Genomic DNA, 23903 nt, shown 5'->3' with positions numbered 1-23903 from the left:
TTATAAAGTTGACTACGGAAGAGCTACTAAAAGCAGTAGATTTCAATAAAGGCAATGGATTGGTTCCTTGTATTATTCAAGATTTTAATACTGAGGAAGTTTTAATGATGGCATATATGAATAAAGAATCCCTTGAGAGGACAATAAGTACTAAGACTACATGGTTTTGGAGTAGGTCAAGGCAGGAATTTTGGAATAAAGGAAGCACCTCTGGAAATTTTCAACATGTTAAAAGCATTGCACTAGATTGTGATGGAGACACTCTCTTAGTAAGGGTTCATCAAATAGGGGCAGCGTGCCACACGGGAAACAAAACTTGTTTTTATAGAGACTTAACTATAGAATAGTCTAATTATATCCATATAAATAAGTTGTATGCTAGGGGCAATTAGCTATGTAGTAAAAAGAGGGGGATTATAAATGAATAATATAGATGTAATAAAGGAACTGTTTCAAGTTGTATTAGATAGAAAAGAAAATTCTTTGGAAGGGTCTTACACTAACTACCTATTTGAAAAAGGGATAGATAAAATTTTAAAAAAAGTAGGAGAAGAGTGTACAGAAGTTATTATAGCAGCAAAGAATAGAGATAAGGTTGAACTTGTAAATGAAATATGCGATTTAAGCTATCATATACTTGTGCTTATGGCTGAAGAGGGTATTGAATTAGATAGTATAAGAATTGAGTTGGAAAAGAGAAGAGAGAAGATAGGAAATAAAAAACAAGATAGAAGAGAAATCGAGAATATATAAGAGTTATGTCAATAATAAATTTAAAAGATAAAAAGTTAAAGCAAGGCACTGGCTGTTATAGATATTTAAAAATAAAGACGCTATCTTCACTGAATATATAGAAAATAACGTCTTTATAATTTTAAATTTTAATAAATCACTATTTAATTAAGAAGGTTTTTTATAAAACAGGAGAAAGCAATCTGGAAATGGATTCTTTAAACTTTATTAAAATAGATCTTTCATCGTAACGTATTTTTGTTATTTCTGTACAATCATTTATGTCTTCTTCAAATTTCTGTTCTAAAGTTTCGGATACATTAGAATCATAAATAAAAGCATTTACTTCAAAATTTAATCTAAAACTCCTAACATCCATATTAGCAGTGCCAACAGAAGATATTTTACCATCTACTACAATAGTTTTGCTGTGAATAAATCCCTTGTCATAAGTATAGCTACGAACTCCACTTTTTAATAGTTCTCCAATGTATGAAAGTGATGCCCAATAAACAAAAGGATGATCAGGCTTGCCAGGGAACATAATTCTAACATCTACACCTGATAAGGAAGCTATTTTTAGTGCCTCTAAAATACTCTCATCTGGTATAAAATAAGGAGTTTGAATATAAACATTTTTCTTAGCGGAATGAATCATTTTGATATAGCCATTTTTTATTTGTTCCCATTCTGAATCGGGACCACTTGATACTATTTGAATTCCTATTTGTCCATGAGAACATTTAGGAGGAAAGTACTTCTTATCAAAGGCTATTTTTTCATCAGAAGCATAACGCCAATCAAGTAGAAATCTTTGTTGGAGAGAGTCAACAGCACTTCCCTTTATCTTTATATGGGTATCTCGCCAATAACCAAACTTTTTATTTTTTCCTAAATATTCATCTCCAATATTAAATCCACCTACGTAAGCTTCGTTACCATCTATTACTGCTATTTTTCGATGATTTCTATAGTTTACACGGACGTTTACCAATGGTAGTAATGAAGGAAAAAAGCAGGCTATTTTCCCACCAGATGCTTTTAATCTGTCAAAGAAATGCTTTGGTAGTCTTAATCCACCCATCCCATCGTAAAGAAATCTAACTTCAACACCTTCATCAGCTTTTTTAGACAGAATATCTATTAGTTTATTACCTAAAGTATCATTTTTAATAATATAATAAACCATATGAATATGATCAGTTGCATTTTCTATTGATTCAAATAATGCATTAAATTTATCATGGCCATCAGTAAATATTTCTACTGAGTTATTCTGTGTAAATACGGATTGGCTGTTGATTAAATTCATATACATCATATCTTTATATTCATTCATAGCCTTATCATGAAACTCTATAGTATCTTCAGAAAGTTGTTTACCTTGAACCAATAGCTGCTTATGAAATCTATCTTCTTCAGTTTTTAATTCAAACATCTTTCTCCTGCTTAAGTTTTGACCTAATAGAAGATATAATATAAATCCTATACCAGGTATTAGTATTAGAACCATTAGCCATGCCCAAGTAGCAGAAGGATTTCGTCTTTCAAAAAATATAATTAAAAGGGCAAAAACCAAATTTAAGTAGGTTAATACTTTTAATAAGGTAAGTAAAAAATGCATAAATATTTGCCTCCCTTAAAATAAGTAATTTCCAAAGTTAATGTAAATTATATCTTAATATAACATATAAATACCAACTTAGCTAGTTTTAAGAATAAAGCTAACAGAACAAGTTATCTGTTAGCTTATTATTTAAATTAATTATGATTACATCCAGTACATGAATTCTTTTTTCCACTAGAACCGCAGCCGCTAGGGCAATCAGAGCAGCTTTTATGAACATTATTTACTGGTGTAGCCTTAAGCATAAAAGAAGAATTTTTATAAATGATTTCTACCTTTTTTATATTAGTAGTTAATAAATCATCGTATATAAAAGGTATTCCTCCTATATTATCCACATTATATTCTTCTTTATCAATTAAATCGTCTAAATATATATCAACTTTGGAGCTTTTGCAACAACCATTAGAGTAAGACAGTTTCACACAAGAATAATCTTCACTATGATGCTTTAATAATGTTATTAATTGACTATAAGCTTCATTAGATACAGTTATTTCTAAAGGATTAATCAAAATATCACCTTCTTACAAAATTGATTTAAATATGACAAAATTAGAATTAAACATATTTAACTACTATTTTAACATAATTACTAATAAAAAAATAAGATTATTATTATGAAAATATATCAAAATGAGTATAAAAATGTTGTATTGTATTATGTAAAATATTTATACATATAATTACAAACTCTTATAATTATTAAATTTTAAACATAAAAAAAGTTACTTTATAGCCTAAAATAAGCTATTTTAGTTGATTTTAATTGAAATAGCATAAAACCTTATAGTAAAATAGTGAATAAATATTCTATAGATAAATTTAATGATCTATGTAAAACATTAAAAATGGGTTAAAAGGGGGACTTTTTAATGAAAGAAGAATTTGCAGCTGCTATAAGCTGTATAGATGGAAGAGCACAGCAACCTGTTATTGATTATATGAAGAATAAATATGGTATTAAGTATTTAGATATGATAACTGAGCCAGGCCCTAACAAAATAGTAGCAGATCAGCAGGATATAACAGTGATTAATTCAATTAAGAGAAAGTTAGATATATCTATTGGGGTACATGGGTCCAAAGTAATTGCAGTGGTAGGGCACTATGATTGTGCAGGAAATCCTGTAGGTGAAGAAGAACACATAAGATACATTAAATCCGCAGTTAATAACGTTAAAGAATGGGGGTTAAATGTAGAAGTTATAGGATTATGGGTTAATCATGAATGGCAAGTTATTGAAATATAATAATAATGATGTAATAAAAATATATTAGGGGATATAATGTAAATACGCTATAATATAATGAGAACGATTAAAAATAATAGTATATACCTGCTTAGGAGGGGAAATAATGAGTACAACAAAAAAATTGTATCCAGTGTTGGTCAATGGTAAATATGGTTATATTGATAATTTAGGAAGCCTAGTTATTGAAGCTAAGTTTGATTATGCAGAGGACTTCTATGAAGATTTAGCTATAATAGGAATAGACAATAAATTAGGATTTATAAATAAAGATGGTGAAATAGTAATAGAGCCAAAGTATAAAGAAGTAAATCTATTTTCAGAGGATTTAGCTGCTGTACAGATTACTTACAAATGGGGATATGTAAATAAAAAGGGAGAGGAAGTTATCCCCCTATCATTTATAGATGCTTATAACTTTAGTGATGGATTAGCACTAGTTCAAATTGGTGGGAAGCAAGGATATATAAATAAGCAAGGAGAACTGGCAATAGAAAATAATTATAACTATGCTCATGGATTTAGTGAAGGATTAGCAGCGGTAGATATAAATAAAAAATATGGATATATTGATAAGAATGGGAATGTAGTTATAAAACCAAAATATTCTGTAGCCAATGACTTTAAAGATGGATTAGCATCTGTAGAATTAAAAGAAGGATATGGTTTTATAAATAAAGCAGATGAGATAGTTATAAAACCTGAGTATGAAGAAGCCGATGATTTTTTTGAAGGATATGCAGCAGTATGCAAAAATGACAAATATGGATATATAGATAAAACTGGCAAAGTTATAATCCCTTTAGAATACGAAGATGTTGATGTAATTAGTGAAGGATTAATAGGAGTTCAAGTAGATGGTAAATGGGGATATATAGACATGACAGGAAAAATGATAATAGAACCTAAGTTTAGCGAAGCTTACGAATTTGTTGATGGAATTGCAATGATAGAGTTAGGCAACAAGATAGGTTATATAGATAAGAACGGAGAATATGTATGGAAACCTCAAAAGTAACTTTGAGGTTTCTTATCTTAGAATGAAATAATCATTCCATTCTTTCCAGCATAAGTACTCATAGTACATCCCATAGTATTTATTATTACATCCTTAGGATTGAAATTTTCTATAATTAATTTTTTTAATAACAGTGCATCATCTAAGTCGCTAACATGTGTAATACCAAAGACTCTATCTGAAAAATCTGAACACTTATTTCCTATTGATTCTATAGTTCTATTTATAAATTTCTTTTTACCTCTTACTTTTTCTATTAGTTCCACTTTACCATTTATACCTTCAAGTATTGTCTTTATGTCTAGTATACTAGCTAAAGTACCTTTAAATTTGCTAAGACGTCCACCTTTTACTATATTATCTAATGTGTCTAAAAGTATAAATATAGTAGTTTCATTCTTGATTTTCTCTAGCTCCTCTATAATAGTAGAAACAGGTTTACCTTCAAGTGACATTTTGTTTGCTTTCAAAATTTGAATACCATGACCTAAAGATCCTGCTAAAGTATCAAAAATAAAAATATTATCTTTATTTTTACACATATCCCTTCCTAGAGAAGCGGATTGATATGTACCACTAAGTCCAGAGGATATTGTCATGCAAAGAATAGAATCTTCCTCTGAGAATTCTTCAAAGGCTTTAGCAAAGTTTATAGGAGAAGGTTGAGAGGTTTTTGGAAGTTCTTTAGATGTTAACATTTTTTTATGAAATTCTTCAGCGCTAATATCTATACCTTCCTTATAATCTTTTCCATCAATTGATATTGTTAATGGAACAACTTTTATATTGTTTTCTTCTAATATATTCTTAGGTAAATCACAAGAACTATCTGTTACTATATGCAACATCTTATTCACTCCTTACTCTATTTATAAAATTAGATTTAAAGTATATATCAACTTTCTATTAAATTTAAGAGAAGATATGTCTTATAGTTTAATTTTAACACATTATGTAATAATTTAATAATCAATGCTAAAATTAAGAAGAAAGAAAGCAACTGATTTACAAGTGTTGTCAGTTGCTTTCTTCCTATTAAATTTGTTTATCATAGACATGTTGATAAACAGTCCTCTATTACATCTTCTGTGATTTTAAAAGTTTTTTTTATTTTAATATCATTGGTTGGCTTAGGAGCTTTTTCTATAGTAGTATTATTATTAATTTTAGAGCAATCTTCCATGATAATTTAGCACCTCCTGAATATAGACATAAAACAATATAATTTGAAATATATCCCATATTATATTGTTTGTGGTAAAATATTGCAATAGTCTTTTTTATTAAATTTAGAAATAAAGAAATCACATACTTTTTTATTTTAAAAGTATATGATTTACTCAAGCAATTTGTTACACTTATAAAAATAAATACTGCATATTTAGAGTTGATAATCTACCATATATACTAAATATGTTTAAATGGTATAACAACTCCTTTAGTTTTACCATTAAGTTTTTGCTTATTCAGAATATCTTTTATAATTGTGTAGTAACACTTACACCATTCGTCTTCAGGATTTAAACTATAAGCTTTTTTAGCTAATGGGAATGCAGAGTGATAATCTTGAAGATCCATATATACAAGAGCCTTACCAATATAGGCATCACTTTTTTGATTATCTACGCTTATAGCTTTATCATAGCTTTTCAATGCTCCTTTATGATCACAAAGAGCAGTTAGAAGCTCTGCTTTTTCGCAATATGCCTCATAATATTTAGGCTGAAGTTTTATACTTTTATCATAGGATCTAATAGATTCACTTATCATATTAAGCTGTTTTAATATGTAAGCTTTTTTATAATAAATCAAAGCATCATTAGGACGCAGCTTTATGACTTTGTTGCAAAATAAAAGAGCTTTTTCAAAGTTACCGCTTGTAATATATATTTCTATCATATTCAAATAGGCTCTATATGTATCAGCACTAATTCTTAAGTAAGACTTTATACATTCCTCAGCTTTTTCTACGTCAAATAATGCAATATAAGCTTCACATTTAGCTAAATAGGTTTGGGCATAATTGCTATTAAGCTGCAAGGCTTCATCAAATTTAGCAAATGCCTTGTCAACTTCATTATTTTTAAATAGTTTTCTACCATCAGATATATGTTTTATTATTATGTCTTCAGTTTTTTTATCTGTTTTTAAAGAATCTTTCATACATAGCACCCTTTCATAAATACTTAGATTTACTTTTACTTCAAATGAGCATTTATCTTTACATTTATTTAAAGATATCTATTAAGTTAGTATGTTAAGACATACGGCTTTATACTTTAATTATTGACTAGCAGATATTTTTTAAACTAGATTGTATTGGATAAGTTAGTGATATTCATAGATATGTATGTTTCAAATTAAATAGGGTATAATACATTATCTAAAATATTTAGTTTATATTAAGGTATTGTAAAATAGTAATAGCTTGTTATTTTTATTGAGAGAGGTTATTAATAAATTTGGTAATTATGGTATAATAAAAAATAAGAAATTTTACATTAAAATTATTTTGGATGAGGCGATAATTATGGAAATAAATTTAAAAATTGATAAAATGAAGGATGATATAATAAAATCTACTCAAGAATTAGTTAGGATTAATAGTGTTGAAGGAAGTCCAAAGGATGGGATGCCTTTTGGAGAAGGGCCTGCAAAAGCATTAAACTATTGTCTTCAACTTTGTAATAATCTAGGGTTCAAAACTGTAAATTTAGATAATTATATTGGATATGCAGAGTATGGTGAGGGAGAAGAATATGTAGGAATTCTAGGGCATGTAGATGTAGTTCCAGAGGGAGATGGATGGATATATCTGCCTTATGGTGCAGAAATACATGATGAAAAGATATATGGTCGTGGAACAATGGATGATAAGGGGCCAATAATTGCTTCAGTGTATGGACTTAAAGCTATAAAGGATTTAGGACTTAATCTTTCTAAGAAAGTAAGAATAATTTTTGGAACTAATGAAGAGAGTGGATGTGGTGAGATAGAACATTATTTTAAGACTGAAAAACCACCTATATCTGGATTTACTCCGGATGCAGAGTATCCAATTATAAACGGGGAAAAGGGTATAACAATTTTTAATTTAGTAAAAGAATTTTGTAATGCAGGAGAAGAAAATAAAATAAAATATGTAAAAGGTGGAAACAAGGCGAATATGGTTCCGGACTATTGCGAAGCTGGAATATTAATTAATGATGCTAATATAGTTATAAATGCTGCAAAAGACTTTGTGGAAAAAACTGGATATAAGATAAGTGTAGAGCCAAAAGATGAAGTGGTTATTGTAAAGTCAATTGGTGCATCAGCCCACGGAAGTATGCCTCAATTAGGGAAAAATGCAATTATGCAATTGTTTGCGTTTGTAGAAGAACTCCCACTAGAGGATAGTGACATCACTAAATTTATAAGATTTATGAATAAACATATTGGTATGGAGGTAAATGGAGAATCTTTTGGAATAGGGTTTGAAGATAGAGTATCAGGTAAACTTTCATTTAATGTTGGTGTTATAAATATGGAAGATAATAAGGTTACAATGACGCTAAATGTAAGATATCCAGTTACATGTAAATATGAAGATATGTTAAGCGGAATAAATAATACAATAAAAGGTACTGAGATTAAAATAGAAAATATGGAACATCAACCACCATTATATTTTCCGGAGGATCATGATACTATAAAAGTACTTTCTAAAGTATATGAAGAACAAACAGGGGATAAGGCACAACTATTATCAATTGGAGGAGGAACTTATGCAAAGGAGATGCCTAATATAGTTGCCTTTGGACCTATATTCCCGGGAGAACCAGATTTAGACCATCAACCAAACGAGTATATCAGGATAGATCATTTGATTAAAAATGCTCAAATTTATGCACATGCTATATATGAATTAGCAAAGTAAATAGAGGCCGTCCTATAAGGACGGCTTTTAAAACCAAAGGAATGATAATGTAAGTAACAAGCATGAACAATACATAGATTATAATAGAATAGATTATGTTATATAGGGGTATTAATAGAAAGTTAGGGGTAGATAATATGACAATTGTAAAGGCATTTAAAGATTATCTGAAGTTGCCGAGAAGTATTTTAGTTTTGTTTTTTGCAAGAATTATCAATAGTTTAGGAGGTTTTGTGTTTCCTTTCCTTACCATGTTTCTTACAGAAAAGATGGGAATGACTTCGGATAAGGTTGGAAAATTTATGATGATAGCTGCTATAGGTGGGGCATTAGGGTCTATTATTGGGGGAAAGTTAGCTGATCATGTGGGAAGAAAAAGAATAATAATAGTTTTTCAAGGGATGGCAGCCCTTACGCTAATACCATGTGGATTTTTGGGCCATTCAATATTAGTACCATGGCTTTTAATTATATCTACTTTTTTTAATGGAGCTGTCCAACCTGCAAATGCTGCAATGGTAGCAGACTTAACAAATACTAAAAATAGACAGCAAGCTTTTTCTCTTTTATATTTAGGAATAAACATTGGAGTTGCTATAGGACCATTGATAGCAGGAGTACTATACAAGAAATATATTAGGTGGATATTTTGGGGAGATGCATTAACCACTATGGTGTCTCTAGCTTTAGTAGCCTTATTAGTTAAAGAGTCCATATTAAATAATGAGAAAAGTGATAATATAAATGAAAATGAAAAAGGAGAGAGCGGAAGTCTTCTTTCAGTTATATTAAAAAGGCCAGCTTTATTAGCGTTTTCACTAGTTTCAATGATATATTCTTTTGTTTACTCTCAGAGTAATTTTTCTATACCACTTCAAGTAAAAAATATTTTCCCAGAACAAGGCTCTGTATTATTTGGTTCCTTAATGTCTGTAAATGCTGTTGTAGTAGTAACATTCACATTTGCCATTGTGTTTATTACTAGAAAAAATAGACCTATATTTAATATAGCTGTATCAGGAATATTCTACGCCATTGGTTTTGGTATGCTTTACTTTGTCCAAAGCTATAAATTTTTAGTTTTATCCACAATAATTTGGACAATAGGAGAAATTTTATCTTCAACTAATCAGGGAGTATATATAGCTAATAATACTCCAATGTCACATAGAGGAAGAGTAAATTCTGTTTTACCTATAATATCAGGTGCTGGGTTTGCTATAGGACCGAGTGTTATGGGAATATATATAAAAGATAGAGGTGTAAGAATGGCTTGGCCGCTTACTTTTGTTTTAGCTTTAAGCGCTGCTATTCTTATGTATGGATTATATATAAAAGATAAAAATACACAAAAATCCAAATTAAATGAAAATATAAGTTCTTTAAAAAGATAATTATAGCAGATTGTAAATGGAGGGAATAATATGACTACTTTATATTTGATAAGACATGGACAAACTATTTGGAATGTTCAAAAAAAGATGCAGGGATGGAATGATTCTCCTTTAAGCGAATTAGGGATACAGCAAGCAGAATGGCTTTCTGAAAGGCTTGAAAATGTATCCATTGATATTATTTACTCTAGTCCATCAGGTAGAGCACTTAAAACTGCAGAAATAGTAAGGGGTACTAAAAATATAGATATTATATCTAGGGATAATTTAAGAGAGATAAATGGAGGAATATGGGAAGGCAAGGAGCAAGAATATATAGAGAAGGAATTCAAGGAACAATTACATAAATATTGGAATGCACCACATTTATATGTTCCTTATGGTGGGGAAAATTTTGAGCAGGTAAGGGACAGGGCTGTAAAAGAAATAGAAAATATTATTAATGAAAATGAAGGAAAGAACATATTAGTAGTAACACATGGTGCAACATTAAAATGTTTTATGTCTTATGTTAGAAATATTTCAATAAAAGATTTATGGGAACCACCGTATATACACCAAACTAGCTTAACCAAAATAGAAGTAGATAATAAGAAAATGAAAGTAATTATGTATGCAGATACATCACACTACAGAGAAGTAGAAGTGGAAAATGTAGAGCTTACTTAAGATTAGACTTGGTATAAATATTTTTATATATAAGTATTTATTAAAATCGAAAAAAAATCTTTGAATTTGAATAAAAAGGTGTTAAAATGTTTACAAGTCGGTATTCTAATATAGAAACTGAACTTAAATCTTAATACATAATTTAATATTTAAGTTCAGTTTTATTCGACTTATATCCTAAAAGGAATAAGAACGGAGGTAGAAAATTTATGGAAAGAAACGTTGTCACTGCAGACAAAAAAAGAACAAGAAAACTTACGACTTTTGCAATGTTAGCTGCTATATCAGCAATACTTGGGCTTACACCGCTAGGGATTATACCAATTCCGCCAGTAGGAGCCACTATCATGCATATACCAGTTATAATAACTGCAATATTGGAAGGGCCGGTGTTAGGGGCATTAATGGGACTTGTATTTGGAATAATTAGTTTTGTTAATGCAATCATTAGACCTACTCCAATTTCATTTGTAGCCATGAACCCATTGGTATCAATAGCACCAAGAATACTAATTGGTATTGTTGCATACTATGTGTATAAGGGCTTACCTTTAAAAAATGAAACAGTTAAAATTGGAAGTGCGGCAGCAATAGGAACTCTTATGAATACTGTTGGTTTCTTAGGAATGATATATTTACTATACGCAGAGCCAGTTGCAAAAGCTCTTGGCCAGAAGGTAGATACAATAGGGAAATTTTTACTAGCCCTAGGAACAACTCATGGTATTCCAGAAATAGGAGTGGCAGTAGTTATTACTATTCCAATAGTTTTTGCAGTTAAGAAAATAAGAAGATAAGAATAATTATATAAGTAAAATACAGAAAGTAGTAAAATCACAAAAGGTTTTTACTACTTTAATTTTAATCTTAGGTTTTTTATATTACATTAATTAATTTGGAAGGTGACAAAATGGAAATAGTAAATTTTATAGATATTGAGGGAATTAAAGTTGGTCATGCCCAAGACTTAGAGGCAGCTACAGGGTGTACTGTAATTATTTGCGAAGAAGGAGCTGTAGCCGGAGTTGATGTAAGAGGAGGGGCACCTGGAACAAGAGAGACAGATCTTTTAAATCCTATAAATATGGTTGATAAGGTACATGGAATACTATTAACTGGAGGCAGTGCATTTGGCTTGGATGCCGCTAGCGGAGTAATGCAGTACCTAGAGGAAAAGGGCATAGGATTTGATGTGGGAGTAACAAAGGTACCTATTGTGTGTGGAGCAGCACTTTTCGATTTAGTTATTGGAAGCCATAAAATAAGGCCAGATAAGAAGATGGGGTATAAAGCATGTATAAATTTACAAAATAAAGGATGCTTAGAAGGAAATATAGGAGCAGGAACTGGAGCTACAGTAGGTAAGGTGCTAGGTCCTGAGTTTTCGATGAAAGGCGGGCTTGGTACTTATACAATTAAAGTAGGAGAATTAATTGTAGGAGCTATGGTGGCAGTTAATTGTTTGGGAGATGTAATAGAGCCTGAAACATCAAGGATAGTTGCTGGTGTACTAAGCGAAGATAAAAAAAGTTTTAGAAATACAGAAGACATAATGGTAGCTAAGTACGATAATAAGAAAAATTTATTTAATGGAAATACTACTATTGGTATTATTGCAACCAATGCAAAACTAACTAAGTCAGAAATAAATAAAGTAGCTTCTATGGGGCATAATGGTTTTGCTAGAGCTATTTATCCAGTACACACAATGTTTGATGGTGATACTATTTTCTCTATGGCTACTGGAAAAGTTCAGGCTGATATTAATGTTGTAGGGCTTTTAGGTGCAAGAGCCATGGAGAAAGCCATCATTAGTGCTGTAAAAAATGCAGATAATCTTTGTGGATATAAATGTTATAGAGATTTTGCAAAATAGTTTAGGATATATGCTATTTATTTAAATCTAGATTAGACATGGACTTTATTTAAATGAAGCATTACTTGACAGGATATTTTATAGAAGCTGATAGAGGATTATTTCTTTAAATAATCCTCTATCAGCTTCTATATTAATAATTGTATATGTGTATATTAAATTTTAATTAAATTTAAACGATATTTAAATAGTAATATTTTCTAAGGAGTTTGTAAATTAAATACATATACAGCTTATTATAGCCGTGTTAAAGTAGGGAGACATCAAACCATGAAAGAAATCGGTCTTATTATTATAAATTTTATAGTGGCTAGCTTAATTGCATCTACAATTATATGCTTAATAGAAAGAAGCATTTTAATTAAAGGATTTAAGCTTACAGACATATCTAAATATATTATTTTTGGAATAATACTTATAATTTCGGGTATAGCTTGGGGGCAAATTATGGCATATTTTAATTAAATTTATAAAAATATAATGAAAAATATATAAAGTTATATTAGAATATAACATATAAAGAAATAACAGGGCGGGGTGATATACCTATGGAAGAAAAAAAATCGATTTTTGAAAAGTTTAGACTAGTAGATAAAGTTAATAAAGAAGAAATAGTAAAAATTCCAGATGAACAAGATATACATACAGATAAGAATAATAATGAATTAAATATTATTAATGAGAAAGAAGAAATGGGAGAGGTGGTAGAAGTTAAAAGAGATATAGAGTTAAATTCACCAAAAGATAGTACAGAAAAAGAAGTTAATAAACTTTTAAGTGTGGATGAAATTTATAACAGATTTAATATAGAAAATAAAAAAATTAACACCATATTCTTAATAGACAGTTATGTTAAGGCTTTACCAGAAACCCTTCCAACAGATATTAAAAAGCAGTCGGTTTTAAATATAGTTAAAGCATCAGGGATGAATGTTCAGGAATTAATAAAAGATGGACAAGATAGAGTTAAGGTATTAGGCTCATTTACTTCGGATGTTAGCGCTAAAACCAAAAGTATAATTGATGAATATGAAAAAGAAATAGGAGAACTCCTAAAGAAAATTGATGAGTATAAAAATATAATAAATAATAGAAAAAACTTTCAAGAAGAGCAAAAAGCATGTATAGATTATGAAGTTCAAAAAATTAATAACATAATAGGCTTTATAAAATAGATAAATATATAGTAAGTCAAAGAATGCTGAATACCAAAATAAATAAGGTTATTTCAGTATTTTTTATTTGTTAAAAGGTTACAAGTAATTCTGTTTTATCTGATGACTACCATCCGTAATACTCCCACTTCTAAAGTGGGAGATAACGGCTGTTACGTCCCTAGATAAGGGCTTCTAACCTTCAGTTGGAGAAAAAAACTCCACCTGAAGCCAAGAATCCTCTTTATGGTAAAGTATATAAATTAAACTAAAGATAGTAGAAATAATAAGAAAATAAGAGTAATTTAAATATAATTTGATTAAATGCTTAAAATTAAAAAAAAATTGATTTGAAAAGATGCCTAAATAAATGTATGATTGTAAATGTAGTAGTTAATAATAATTATTAAATAATATAAATTATTAAAAGATTTAATCGGGAGGAAGATCAATATGAAAAAGTTTGTTTGTACAGTATGTGGTTATATTCACGAAGGAGAGGAAGCTCCAGCAGTATGCCCTCAATGTAGAGCATCAAAAGATAAATTTGTAGAAAAGAAAGCAGATGAAAAATTAGAGTGGGCAGATGAACACAGAATAGGAATTGCAAAAGATGTAGACCCAGAAGTTTTAGAAGGATTAAAAGCAAACTTCATGGGAGAATGCACAGAAGTTGGAATGTACTTAGCAATGAGCAGACAAGCGGATAGAGAAGGTTATCCAGAAGTTGCAGAAGCTTATAAGAGAATAGCTTGGGAAGAAGCAGAACATGCTGCTAAGTTTGCTGAATTATTAGGAGAAGTTGTAACTAACGATACAAAGACAAACCTTCAAATGAGAGTAGATGCAGAACATGGAGCATGTCAAGGAAAGAAAGATTTAGCAACATTAGCTAAAAAGTTAAATTATGATGCAATTCATGACACTGTACATGAAATGTGTAAAGATGAAGCAAGACATGGATCAGCATTTAAAGGATTATTAAACAGATACTTCGGTTAATCAATAAATAGTACTCTAATATGTCTATAAAATAATATGTTATATAATTAAAAGTAAATAGTTTTCTTATATTAGGTGTGTAGAGCTTAGCCTTATGTATTTATATCATAAGGCTAAGCTCTTTTAATAGATTATTTTTTATTAAACATTACCATCTAATTGCATTTTCTTTAATTTTCTATATAGAGTCATTCTAGGAATTCCTAAAGTATCGGCTGCTTGAGATTTATTAAAGTTACATGATATTAATGTATCCTTTATAATCTGAGTTTCTACTTCTTCTAAAATATTGTTTAAAGAACTTTTATTAGAAGATTGAGAAGGGGCATAGTTTTTCGCGGCAACTTTATAACTTGATTCTAAGATATATGAAGGTATTATATCCTTTGTAACTTCTTCGCCACTAGAAATTACAGCGAGCCTTTCAACTATATTTCTAAGCTCTCTTACATTACCAGGCCAATCATATTTAACTAGAACATCAATTATTTCATTAGAAAATGATTTATATATGCCACAACGTTGATAGAAAGAAGTTATGAAGTGGTCAACTAGTAATGGAATGTCCCCAGACCTTTCTCTAAGAGAAGGGACATTTAAATGAAGTACATTAAGTCTATAAAATAAATCAGCTCGGAATTCTTTTTTAGCAACCTTTTCTTCTAAATCACAATTTGTAGCGGCTATTATCCTTACATCAGTATTTACTATTCTGTTAGTACCAATTTTTTCAATCTGATTTTCTTGTAACGCTCGTAACAGTTTAGCTTGCATGTTTAAAGGAAGATCTCCTATCTCATCCAAGAATATTGTTCCGCCGTTTGCTAGTTCAAATTTACCAGGTTTACCAGATTTACTTGCACCAGTAAAGGAACCAGCCTCATAACCAAACAATTCAGATTCAATAAGCGGCTCAGGTATTGCAGCACAGTTTAAACTTATAAAAGGTTTATTACTCCTTTTGCTGAAGCCATGAATTGAGTGAGCAAAGAGTTCTTTACCTACACCACTCTCTCCAGTAATTAATACTGGTAGATCAGTTATAGCATAAGATTTAGCTTGAGCCTTACACTTTTTGCCTGAAGGTGATTGAGATAATATATCTTCAAATTTGTACTTAGGTCTAAATGTTTCTAAAACGTTTTCAGGAGCCTGAGGTTTTATAGTGTTGATAATGCTGTTTCTAAGCTCCCTGTTATTAAGGTCATCTACTAGTATGATGCCTACACCACCCATAACTTTACCATCATCTACAATAGGTATCCTATCTACAATAGCTTCTTTGCCATTACTAAATTTATGTTTTCTGCCCAGTTCTGGCACACCAGTCTTTAGAACTAAAGGAAGTCTTACTGTAGGATCTACCTCTGTAAGATGTTTTCCAACTACGTCTTTTATTGAACTGCCTATATAATCTAAAAAGGCTTGGTTCATAACAATAACGTTACAATTTTCATCCACAAAGTTAATTGGAAGAGGTAGCCTGTTAAAAATTGAAGGTGGTATGGATGTAAGCAACTTGTCTACGTTGTTATTTATAGTATGTTGGTACATCTTATTTCCCCCCCTTTTAAAGTTATATGTTACTATTATACCATTATTTGAATTATGTGGAAAGTGAAAAAGTATTACAAACTAAATATTAAAGAATTAAAAATAAAATGTAACAAAATGTATAAATGTAACGATTTGTTACATTTATTAGAAAATAAAGAAAAATATTGAAGAAAGTTTGGAATATTGTTACAATATATATATACATTATTTTAATTAATGTATAAAAAAAATAATAGGAGGTAAATAAGTGTATGAAAAAGACAAGAATTAAGATTTTGTCAAGTGTCTCTACTTTGTTTCTCATCTTAATTTTATTGGCATCTACTGCTTTTGCAACTACTCCATACAACTATGCTGGGCAAATAGGGGTTACTTCTGGAGCAGCAGCACCGGGTTATACTTTAGGTAATCCTGTGGCGATTTCAAAGGACACTAATGGAAACTACTTTGTAGCAGATTTAGCTAATAATCGAGTAGTAAAACTGAACTCAAGTATGCAAAGAATTGCTACATTAGACGGAATAGACATGCCTTTGTTTGTTTATGTAGACAAAGACAACAATGTTTTAGTTAATGAATTAGGCACAAATAAGATTAAAAAGTATACTAACAACTTCCAGTTTATAAGAGAATGGGGAGGTCCTGGAAAAGGAAATGGACAATTCGACATTCCTCGTTCAATAGTTCAAGACAGTAAAAGAAACTATTATGTAAGTGATGAATTAAATCACAGAATACAAAAGTTCGATGTAAATGGAAATTTTTTAGCTGCATATGGTTCTTATGGAGCTAATAATGGACAATTTGCAGTTCAACAAGGTCTTTCAATAGATTCTAATGATAGACTTTATGTTGCAGATACCTATAACAATAGAATACAAGTATTTCAAACTTCTCCATCATGGCAGCATTTAAAATCATTTGGAACTTTCGGTTTATATGATTATTATAATATATGGTCATATCAATCAGACATATTCAATCATCCAAGAGGAGTTTACGTAGAACCTACTAATAACAAAGTTGTAGTATCAGATAGTGGTAACAATAGGGTTATGGTATATGATACTTACGAAAAGAATTTCGGATTCTTACAGATGCAAAATGGTGATTTAAAGATGGCTCTTCCAGCTCATGCTATACTTGAAGGAAACTATGTAACATGCGTAGATTCTCATAGTAGAATAATGAAGTATTATGGTAGCAGCAATAACACAACTTTATACAACAGTTATGGAACATTGAGAACTGCTAATGGTATATTCTCAAATGCTGGAAGTGTTGCTATTAACCAGGCTAATGGAGATATTTATGTATCAGATTCATTTAACCACAGAATACAAAGATTTAATTCTAGTGGAACTTGGATAGAAAATTACGGGTACAATGATGGACAAGGTGGACCGGATGGGTTTGGATCAATTTACTTGTTCTATAATTTCTTATTCCCAAAACAGATAGCTGTAGATGGCCAAAGCAGGTTATATGTAACAGACTTTGGAAATTCTAGAGTAGTAAGAAAATATGGAAGTTCAAGATTTGACTTTGAACTTGTCGCTGGAACTGCTATAGTAGACAACCCTTGGGGAGTTGCTGTTGACACTGATAATGAAACAGTTTATATAAGTGACTGGGGAGACAATAAGATAAAAGTAGTTAAAAATCAGACTCTATTAAGAGAATGGGGTGGAACTGGTTCAGGTGATGGACAATTTATTTGCCCAGCTGACATAAAAATAGGAGTATATAAAGGACAAAAGGCTATATTTGTTGTAGATAGCAAAAATAGCAGAGTCCAAGTATTTAAACCAGATGGTACTTTCCTAGGTAAAATAGGTGAACCTACAGTTGATCCAATTCAATATTACGAAGAGGGTCATGCAGCTGGAATGTTATTCTTACCATTAGGAATAACTATTGATGCAAATAATAATATAATTGTATCAGATACTTCACATAAGAGAATGCAGAAATTTGATTCAAATGGCAACTTTGTAGCAGAATGGGGAACAATGTCTAATACTCCAGGTAATTTCTTCTCACCAATGGGATGCGATATTAATAAAAACACTGGTAGATTATATGTAACTGATGGTGTATTACAAAGGTTACAGTTCTTTGATCCTGCCAACTAACTAATATAAACAATTAAATTACAGAGAATCTATATAGATTTATATAAATCTATATAGATTCTCTTCTTTTATATATAGATAGAGAATCTATGGTGAATGGGTATTAGTAATACTCAGAATTAAAAATATACAATTATTTTGCTGCAAAATATGTATAAAAAACTAAAATAAAAAAATTAAATGCATTTAAGCTCTCAAAGTAAAAGTGTAACAATTTAGCAACTGTAACTTTTAGGTGTAATTCACACTGAAACAATGCATTTTCAAAGCTTACAAGGTAAACGTTTTCTAACAGTAACTATTTGTTCCTAATTTAAATCAATATAGAAATATTAAAAAATACGGAAATGCATTGAATAATAAGGGTTTATAGCTGATTTTATAAATTTGGCACAATATCTGCTATTAATATAGTCAAAGAAAAAATGATGCTCCATAAGAAAGGGGGATAGTAGGATTTTCCATAAATAAACTAAAGGAGGTAATTTTATTGGATAAGAATCAAAAGTATGTAATCGTTCTCTTGTTAACGGCTATAGTATTTGTTGTTGCACAGTTTACTAAAAACAACTATTTATTTGCAGTAGCAATGCCACTCCTTCTATTTACTTGGTTATTTGCAGGTGCTGCTAGAGGTGGGAAGGTTCATGGAGTACAAAAAGTTTGGTGGATTATTTCTTTCATAATTATGGTTGGTTCTCTTATAGCAATGCTAAATATAACTGCAGTTCCTGAAAACATAACTAAGAGTCATTCGTTTGGTTATCCATTGCCAACAGGAATTATGTTCTTTGTTTACTGGCTTGTTTTAATAGTAACAGGTACTTTAACATTTTGTTTTAGATTTGAAAAGGACTATTTAAGAGATGAATGGATAAAAGAATTTGAAGAAAAAACTGGGGCTAAGTTACTCCCAGATTCAAACAATGTAAGCAAAGGAGTGGGAGCAAATGAGTCTACTTTTAGCAAGTAATTCAGGTAGTGGTATGGGTGTTATAGGTGCAATAGTAATTATTTATATGATTATAGTTTTAGCTATTGGTGCATGGGCAACAAAGAGAACTAAAAGTTCAGCAGACTTCTTCATAGCAGGAAAGTCAATAGGCCCTATTCCGCTAGCACTAGCAGCGTTTTCAGCAACTATGTCAGGATGGCTATTCGTTGGATGTCCAGGCTTAATTTACAGTGTTGGTACAGGGGTAATATGGTTAACAATTTCAACTGGTATGGCTTACGTTATTCTATGGGTTATTGTAGGAAAGAGAATGAGATTATTGGTTGAAGTTAGTGATTGTATGACAGTTGCAGATGCTATATATGTAAGATACAAGAGTAAAACAGCATCTGGACTTGCAGCAATAGCAACTATAGCTGGTACAGTTTTATACCTAGCTACTCAATTACTAGCAATGGGAGTTATCATAGGATATGTTTTCAACATATCAGTTGTAACTGGATTAATTATAGGTATGGTAATAATGCTTATCTATGCTATTGGTGGAGGAATGCTTGCAGGTATATATACTGACGTATTCCAAGGAACAATGATGGCAGTAGCATCTATAGCAATATTTGCATATGTACTAAAAACAGGAAATGGAATAATGAATATTACAGAAACAATAGCTAATGCTCCAGCTCTAGCTAAAGGTGGAGCAGGATATAAGTTCGTAGGACCTTTCGGATTAGGTTCACCTATTGGGGCAATGTGTTCTTATTTCATAATGGCAATGGGTGTAGTTGGTCAACCTCACTTAGTTCATAAGTTCTTTATGGTTAAGGACATTAGAAAGTTAAAATGGGGAGCTTTCATGACAACAGTACCTGCAGTACTAAGTGGATTCTTAGCATTTGGTGTTGGTGTTGTAGTTAAATCTTTAGTTGTATCTGGAAAATTACCAGCACTTGCTAATCCAGATGACGCTATAACAGTATTTTTGATGAACTTTACAAATCCTGTATTAACAGGACTTGCTTTCGCTGGTATAGCATCAGCAGTAATGTCAACAGGAGATTCATTCATAAATATAGCTTCTGCTGCTATAGTACGTGATATACCTTTTGCTCTTGGCAAACAATTAGATAGTAAACAAGAACTTTTCTTAGGAAGAATTGCTTCAATAGGTTGTGGAATATTATCAGTTGTTTTAGCAGTTGGTCTTGGTAAAGATGGTATAGCTTTACTAGGAGCCTTTGGATGGGGTACTTTTGCAGCTGCATTAGCACCATCAATAGGGCTTGGATTTAACTGGAAGAGAGCTACAAAAGAAGGGGCAATTGCATCTATAGTATCAGGACTTGGAGTAGCTGTTATATTTGAAATGGCTAAAACCTTAAAAGCTGCTTGGTATATGAATTCCTTAGGTAAAATTGGGCTTCACAATGGAAGCTTTGCCTTAGCTATATCATTAATAGTATTCATAGCTGTATCTATGGCTACTACAGAAGTTAAATTGGACAAAAACTTAGAAGCGGTTATTGATTGTTAATTTAATATTTATTGGCAAATGGGCTAAAACCCATTTGCCAAAATAAATGGGGGAATATTGTATGGAATATGACATAGCTAAAAATGGAGTTATTAGTGTCATGGAAAATATGCTTAGAAACTGTCCACTAAATATGGTTTATTACAATGTGGTCTTTACTGATAAGGAAATAGTCATAGATTATTTAATAAAAAGCTATAGGACTTGGATATTACATGTAAGACCAGTAAAGGAATTTGAATATGATGGCATGAGTGCTATTGATATATTAAAAAAGAGTAGTGAAAATTTTACAATCAAATATGAGGATATTGAAAAAATAGTATTTAAAAAGAGGACATTTTTAACAAATGCTAGGATAGAAATCAATGCAAGAGGTTTAGATGAAAAGCTAGTTTTGTTTAGTAAAGACAGGATTGACACTGAGGCATACTACAATTTAGTTAAGTCGTATTTAAAGGAAAAGGCTGAATTTAGATAGAGATTACAAAATTAGCATAGCTAATTTTAAAATATTAAATTTATAAAAACATGTAGGAGGGTTTTATTATGAAAAAAGATTTTCACGTAGGTATAGTTGATTTTGAAACTTATTTACCAGAACAAATTATGACTGCTGAGGAACTATCAGAAATAGTAAATATTCCAGTAGATGTATTAAAAAACAAGATGGGAGTTAATAGTAAGCATATAGGTGGACCGGAAGACCATCCTGGAATGATGGCAACTAAAGCAACTAAAAGATTACTAGAAAGAACAAAAATAAATCCAAAAGAAATTGATATGATATTATATGCAGGAGAAACATATTGTGAATATACTTGTTGGACAGTAGCTATAAAGATACAAAATGAAATAAAAGCAGATAATGCTTATGCATGGGATTTATCATTTAGATGTGCTGGTACTCCGCTAGCTTTAAAGGTTGCTAAGGATATGATGTATGCAGATGATAGTCTAAATACAGTATTAGTTGCAGGTGGAAACGCTAATGCTTATTTAATAGATCTTGAAGATCGAAATCAATCTAATATGTTTGATATGTCTCCAGGAGGATTTGCTCTTATTTTAAAGAGAGACCATATGGAAAATGAGCTTTTAGGATCTGGTATAATAACTGATCATATTTTCTCCGATGATGCAGTAGGAAAATGGGGTGGAACACTAAATCCAATTACTGATGAAATAGGACAAGATCCAGAAAAGTTAAAGAAAGCAAGATTACTTCATATGGCAGACCCTGAAAGAACAAAGAAGAACTTAGCAACTAGATCTATACCTAATTTTACTGGAGCTGTTAGATTAGCACTTAAAGATTCTAATTTAAATGAAAGAGATATAGACTTTATAGGAATAACTCACGTAGCTCCAAGAGCACATTATGCTATAATGGACGACCTTGGAATAAATAATGAAAAAACAGTATATCTAGCTGATGATGGACACTGTGGACATGTTGACCAGCTCTTATCAGTGCAGTATGGATTAGAAAAAGGATTGGTAAAGGATGGAAGTGTATGTGCTCTTCTAGGTGCTGGTACTGGATATGCATTTGCATGTAGCTTAGTTAGATGGGGAAAAAGGTTATAATTAAAAAGTGGGAGGATTATAATGAAAGACATTTATGAACTATATAAGAGTAAGACAAAGAGTATGTCAGAAGCTTTAGGTATGATAGAGTCAGGTGACTTTATCGTAACAGCCTTAGGTGGCAGTGAACCTATGTCTATCTTGAACGAACTTCATAAGATTAAAGATAATAATGTTAGAGGATGTACTCTTACTAATTGTTTACCAATGGGAAATTATGAATTCATAAAGAATCCAGAATATGTAGATACAATTTTTGTAGCTGGATGGTTTTATTCACCTTCTTTAAGAAAAGCTCATATGAATCAAAATGTAAGTCATGCACCACAACACTTACATTCTGCCCTTACTAAAAGATTGTATGCTACAGATGGTAGAAGAAAAGTGCTTTTAGCTACTGCTTCACCTATGGATAATCACGGATACTTAAGCTTATCCTTAGGAGCTACTTATGAGAAACAGCTTATAGATGAGGGAGCATTAGTTATTGTTGAAGTAAATCCATATTTACCAAGAACATTTGGAGATACTACAATAAATATTAATCAAGTAGATGCTATTGTAGAAGTAAGTTATGAAGTACCATCTCTTCCAGTAGTGCCTTTCACACAAAAAGATGCAACTATTGGGCAATATATTGCGGATCTAGTAGAAGATGGGGCTACAATTCAATTGGGTATTGGTGGAATTCCTAATGCAGTAGCAGAGGCATTAAAATTAAAGAAACATTTAGGAATTCACACAGAGATGTTTACAGATGGAATGGTAGATCTTATTGAATGTGGAGCAGTTGACAATTCTATGAAGACCTTGTATAAAGGAAGTTCAGTTGCTACATTTGCATTGGGAACAAGAAGATTATATGATTTTATAGATGATAATCCATCAGTATGCTTTAAGAATGGCATGTGGACAAATGATCCTTATGTAATTTCACAAAATCACAAAATGACTTCTATTAATACTACTTTAGAAGTTGATTTATGCGGTCAATGTGCTTCTGAATCTATAGGCCATGTTCAATTTTCAGGAACAGGCGGGCAAGCAGATACTGCAATAGGAGCACAGATGACTAAGGGCGGAAAGTCTATAATTGCACTTTATTCTACTGCAAAAGTGAAAAATGAACAAGGAGAAAAGGTTGAAGTATCTAAGATTGTTCCAATGCTTAAGCAAGGAGCAGTAGTAAGTTTATCAAGAAATGATGTGGATTATGTAGTTACAGAGTATGGGGTTGCATGGCTTAGGGGAAGAGCCATAAGAGAAAGAGTTGAAAGATTAATTAATATTGCACATCCTGATTTCAGAGAAGAATTAAGGTTCGAAGCAAAGAAAAATGGAATTTGGTAATATAGTATTTTAAAATAAGCCTACCATATTATAATAATTTATATAAGGTTGTTTTTACATCTTTTAATAGTGTAAAAACAACCTTTTGTTGTAGTTAAATTTGTAATTTATAATTAATGTTAATTTAAAGTAAAACTG

General features: G+C 30.8%; 24 protein-coding genes. 18 read left to right on the top strand and 6 right to left on the bottom strand.

Annotated elements, in window-relative coordinates; genetic code table 11:
- The first annotated feature begins 8 nt into the window (after positions 1-8).
- Both hisI and hisE read left to right on the top strand, forming a co-directional pair.
- Entirely contained in the window at positions 9-347 is a 339-nt protein-coding gene (hisI, locus tag ACWW38_RS08310) for a phosphoribosyl-AMP cyclohydrolase (RefSeq protein ID WP_456260317.1), read from the top strand.
- A gap of 73 nt (positions 348-420) precedes the next feature.
- Positions 421-753 (top strand): phosphoribosyl-ATP diphosphatase, encoded by a 333-nt coding sequence (gene hisE, locus ACWW38_RS08305; protein ID WP_456260316.1) that lies wholly within the window; start codon positions 421-423, stop codon positions 751-753.
- Positions 754-913: 160 nt separating this feature from the next.
- Here hisE and cls read toward each other — a convergent pair whose 3' ends face one another.
- Positions 914-2356 (bottom strand): cardiolipin synthase, encoded by a 1443-nt coding sequence (gene cls, locus ACWW38_RS08300; RefSeq protein WP_456260315.1) that lies wholly within the window; start codon positions 2354-2356, stop codon positions 914-916.
- 137 nt (positions 2357-2493) lie between these two features.
- Complete coding sequence (locus ACWW38_RS08295; protein ID WP_456260314.1) at positions 2494-2874, bottom strand: hypothetical protein; 381 nt, start codon at positions 2872-2874, stop codon at positions 2494-2496.
- 360 nt (positions 2875-3234) lie between these two features.
- On the opposite strand from ACWW38_RS08295, the gene ACWW38_RS08290 reads away from it, so the two are divergent.
- Entirely contained in the window at positions 3235-3612 is a 378-nt protein-coding gene (locus tag ACWW38_RS08290) for a carbonic anhydrase (protein ID WP_456260313.1), read from the top strand.
- A gap of 106 nt (positions 3613-3718) precedes the next feature.
- Positions 3719-4630, top strand: a complete 912-nt coding sequence (locus ACWW38_RS08285; protein ID WP_456260312.1) for a WG repeat-containing protein — start codon at positions 3719-3721, stop codon at positions 4628-4630.
- 17 nt (positions 4631-4647) lie between these two features.
- Here ACWW38_RS08285 and ACWW38_RS08280 read toward each other — a convergent pair whose 3' ends face one another.
- The 3 genes from ACWW38_RS08280 to ACWW38_RS08270 all read right to left on the bottom strand — a co-directional run bounded on the left by ACWW38_RS08280 (position 4648) and on the right by ACWW38_RS08270 (position 6793).
- Complete coding sequence (locus tag ACWW38_RS08280) at positions 4648-5478, bottom strand: DegV family protein (protein ID WP_456260311.1); 831 nt, start codon at positions 5476-5478, stop codon at positions 4648-4650.
- A gap of 200 nt (positions 5479-5678) precedes the next feature.
- Positions 5679-5813: a hypothetical protein gene (locus tag ACWW38_RS08275; protein WP_456260310.1), complete on the bottom strand. Its 135-nt coding sequence runs from the start codon at positions 5811-5813 to the stop codon at positions 5679-5681.
- A 224-nt stretch (positions 5814-6037) separates the two neighbouring features.
- A complete protein-coding gene (locus ACWW38_RS08270; protein ID WP_456260309.1) occupies positions 6038-6793 on the bottom strand; it encodes a tetratricopeptide repeat protein in 756 nt (251 codons plus the stop codon).
- 367 nt (positions 6794-7160) lie between these two features.
- Here ACWW38_RS08270 and pepV point away from each other — a divergent pair, with 367 nt between their 5' ends.
- The 8 genes from pepV (at position 7161) to ACWW38_RS08230 (ending at position 14644) form a co-directional block, all read left to right on the top strand.
- Positions 7161-8549, top strand: coding sequence for a dipeptidase PepV (gene pepV / locus ACWW38_RS08265; protein ID WP_456260308.1), 1389 nt, complete (start codon positions 7161-7163; stop codon positions 8547-8549).
- Positions 8550-8686: 137 nt separating this feature from the next.
- Positions 8687-9943, top strand: a complete 1257-nt coding sequence (locus tag ACWW38_RS08260; RefSeq protein WP_456260307.1) for an MDR family MFS transporter — start codon at positions 8687-8689, stop codon at positions 9941-9943.
- A gap of 30 nt (positions 9944-9973) precedes the next feature.
- On the top strand, positions 9974-10612 hold the full coding sequence (locus ACWW38_RS08255; protein WP_456260306.1) for a histidine phosphatase family protein: 639 nt from the start codon (positions 9974-9976) through the stop codon (positions 10610-10612).
- A 209-nt stretch (positions 10613-10821) separates the two neighbouring features.
- Positions 10822-11409 (top strand): ECF transporter S component, encoded by a 588-nt coding sequence (locus ACWW38_RS08250; RefSeq protein ID WP_456260305.1) that lies wholly within the window; start codon positions 10822-10824, stop codon positions 11407-11409.
- A 113-nt stretch (positions 11410-11522) separates the two neighbouring features.
- The gene (locus tag ACWW38_RS08245) at positions 11523-12488 is read left to right on the top strand and encodes a P1 family peptidase (protein WP_456260304.1); all 966 of its coding nucleotides are present in this window, start codon (positions 11523-11525) and stop codon (positions 12486-12488) included.
- Between the two features lie 270 nt (positions 12489-12758).
- Positions 12759-12953: a hypothetical protein gene (locus tag ACWW38_RS08240; RefSeq protein WP_456260303.1), complete on the top strand. Its 195-nt coding sequence runs from the start codon at positions 12759-12761 to the stop codon at positions 12951-12953.
- Between the two features lie 83 nt (positions 12954-13036).
- Complete coding sequence (locus tag ACWW38_RS08235) at positions 13037-13663, top strand: hypothetical protein (protein WP_456260302.1); 627 nt, start codon at positions 13037-13039, stop codon at positions 13661-13663.
- 432 nt (positions 13664-14095) lie between these two features.
- Positions 14096-14644, top strand: coding sequence for an NADH peroxidase (locus ACWW38_RS08230; protein WP_456260301.1), 549 nt, complete (start codon positions 14096-14098; stop codon positions 14642-14644).
- A 141-nt stretch (positions 14645-14785) separates the two neighbouring features.
- On the opposite strand, the gene ACWW38_RS08225 is transcribed toward ACWW38_RS08230, so the two are convergent.
- Positions 14786-16198 (bottom strand): sigma-54 interaction domain-containing protein, encoded by a 1413-nt coding sequence (locus ACWW38_RS08225; RefSeq protein ID WP_456260300.1) that lies wholly within the window; start codon positions 16196-16198, stop codon positions 14786-14788.
- Between the two features lie 254 nt (positions 16199-16452).
- Between ACWW38_RS08225 and ACWW38_RS08220 the strand changes: the two genes are divergently transcribed.
- The 6 genes from ACWW38_RS08220 to ACWW38_RS08195 all read left to right on the top strand — a co-directional run bounded on the left by ACWW38_RS08220 (position 16453) and on the right by ACWW38_RS08195 (position 23765).
- Positions 16453-18336, top strand: a complete 1884-nt coding sequence (locus ACWW38_RS08220) for an NHL repeat-containing protein (protein WP_456260299.1) — start codon at positions 16453-16455, stop codon at positions 18334-18336.
- 490 nt (positions 18337-18826) lie between these two features.
- The gene (locus ACWW38_RS08215) at positions 18827-19309 is read left to right on the top strand and encodes a hypothetical protein (protein ID WP_456260298.1); all 483 of its coding nucleotides are present in this window, start codon (positions 18827-18829) and stop codon (positions 19307-19309) included.
- Entirely contained in the window at positions 19287-20825 is a 1539-nt protein-coding gene (locus ACWW38_RS08210; protein ID WP_456260297.1) for a sodium:solute symporter family transporter, read from the top strand. Before ACWW38_RS08215 ends, ACWW38_RS08210 begins: the two co-directional genes overlap by 23 nt.
- A 61-nt stretch (positions 20826-20886) precedes the next feature.
- The gene (locus ACWW38_RS08205; RefSeq protein WP_456260296.1) at positions 20887-21306 is read left to right on the top strand and encodes a hypothetical protein; all 420 of its coding nucleotides are present in this window, start codon (positions 20887-20889) and stop codon (positions 21304-21306) included.
- A gap of 68 nt (positions 21307-21374) precedes the next feature.
- Positions 21375-22415: a 3-oxoacyl-ACP synthase gene (locus tag ACWW38_RS08200; protein ID WP_456260295.1), complete on the top strand. Its 1041-nt coding sequence runs from the start codon at positions 21375-21377 to the stop codon at positions 22413-22415.
- Positions 22416-22436: 21 nt separating this feature from the next.
- Positions 22437-23765, top strand: a complete 1329-nt coding sequence (locus ACWW38_RS08195) for an acetyl-CoA hydrolase/transferase family protein (protein ID WP_456260294.1) — start codon at positions 22437-22439, stop codon at positions 23763-23765.
- Positions 23766-23903 lie beyond the last annotated feature (138 nt).

This window comes from Clostridium sp. JNZ J1-5 (assembly GCF_053901425.1).
Note: the sequence above shows the minus strand (reverse complement) of the source record. Positions and strands in the feature narration are given on the sequence as shown.

What these genes read in the sequence shown, in the direction of transcription:
- ACWW38_RS08245 (WP_456260304.1), top strand. Translation starts at nt 11,523, where the DNA reads ATGGAAATAGTAAATTTTATAGATATTGAGGGAATTAAAGTTGGTCAT.
- ACWW38_RS08260 (WP_456260307.1), top strand. Translation starts at nt 8,687, where the DNA reads ATGACAATTGTAAAGGCATTTAAAGATTATCTGAAGTTGCCGAGAAGT.
- hisE (WP_456260316.1), top strand. Translation starts at nt 421, where the DNA reads ATGAATAATATAGATGTAATAAAGGAACTGTTTCAAGTTGTATTAGAT.
- ACWW38_RS08280 (WP_456260311.1), bottom strand. Translation starts at nt 5,478, where the DNA reads ATGTTGCATATAGTAACAGATAGTTCTTGTGATTTACCTAAGAATATA.
- ACWW38_RS08205 (WP_456260296.1), top strand. Translation starts at nt 20,887, where the DNA reads ATGGAATATGACATAGCTAAAAATGGAGTTATTAGTGTCATGGAAAAT.
- ACWW38_RS08195 (WP_456260294.1), top strand. Translation starts at nt 22,437, where the DNA reads ATGAAAGACATTTATGAACTATATAAGAGTAAGACAAAGAGTATGTCA.
- ACWW38_RS08240 (WP_456260303.1), top strand. Translation starts at nt 12,759, where the DNA reads ATGAAAGAAATCGGTCTTATTATTATAAATTTTATAGTGGCTAGCTTA.
- ACWW38_RS08225 (WP_456260300.1), bottom strand. Translation starts at nt 16,198, where the DNA reads ATGTACCAACATACTATAAATAACAACGTAGACAAGTTGCTTACATCC.
- ACWW38_RS08285 (WP_456260312.1), top strand. Translation starts at nt 3,719, where the DNA reads ATGAGTACAACAAAAAAATTGTATCCAGTGTTGGTCAATGGTAAATAT.
- ACWW38_RS08230 (WP_456260301.1), top strand. Translation starts at nt 14,096, where the DNA reads ATGAAAAAGTTTGTTTGTACAGTATGTGGTTATATTCACGAAGGAGAG.
- pepV (WP_456260308.1), top strand. Translation starts at nt 7,161, where the DNA reads ATGGAAATAAATTTAAAAATTGATAAAATGAAGGATGATATAATAAAA.
- ACWW38_RS08290 (WP_456260313.1), top strand. Translation starts at nt 3,235, where the DNA reads ATGAAAGAAGAATTTGCAGCTGCTATAAGCTGTATAGATGGAAGAGCA.
- ACWW38_RS08210 (WP_456260297.1), top strand. Translation starts at nt 19,287, where the DNA reads ATGAGTCTACTTTTAGCAAGTAATTCAGGTAGTGGTATGGGTGTTATA.
- ACWW38_RS08255 (WP_456260306.1), top strand. Translation starts at nt 9,974, where the DNA reads ATGACTACTTTATATTTGATAAGACATGGACAAACTATTTGGAATGTT.
- ACWW38_RS08200 (WP_456260295.1), top strand. Translation starts at nt 21,375, where the DNA reads ATGAAAAAAGATTTTCACGTAGGTATAGTTGATTTTGAAACTTATTTA.
- ACWW38_RS08235 (WP_456260302.1), top strand. Translation starts at nt 13,037, where the DNA reads ATGGAAGAAAAAAAATCGATTTTTGAAAAGTTTAGACTAGTAGATAAA.
- ACWW38_RS08275 (WP_456260310.1), bottom strand. Translation starts at nt 5,813, where the DNA reads ATGGAAGATTGCTCTAAAATTAATAATAATACTACTATAGAAAAAGCT.
- ACWW38_RS08250 (WP_456260305.1), top strand. Translation starts at nt 10,822, where the DNA reads ATGGAAAGAAACGTTGTCACTGCAGACAAAAAAAGAACAAGAAAACTT.
- ACWW38_RS08220 (WP_456260299.1), top strand. Translation starts at nt 16,453, where the DNA reads ATGAAAAAGACAAGAATTAAGATTTTGTCAAGTGTCTCTACTTTGTTT.
- ACWW38_RS08270 (WP_456260309.1), bottom strand. Translation starts at nt 6,793, where the DNA reads ATGAAAGATTCTTTAAAAACAGATAAAAAAACTGAAGACATAATAATA.
- cls (WP_456260315.1), bottom strand. Translation starts at nt 2,356, where the DNA reads ATGCATTTTTTACTTACCTTATTAAAAGTATTAACCTACTTAAATTTG.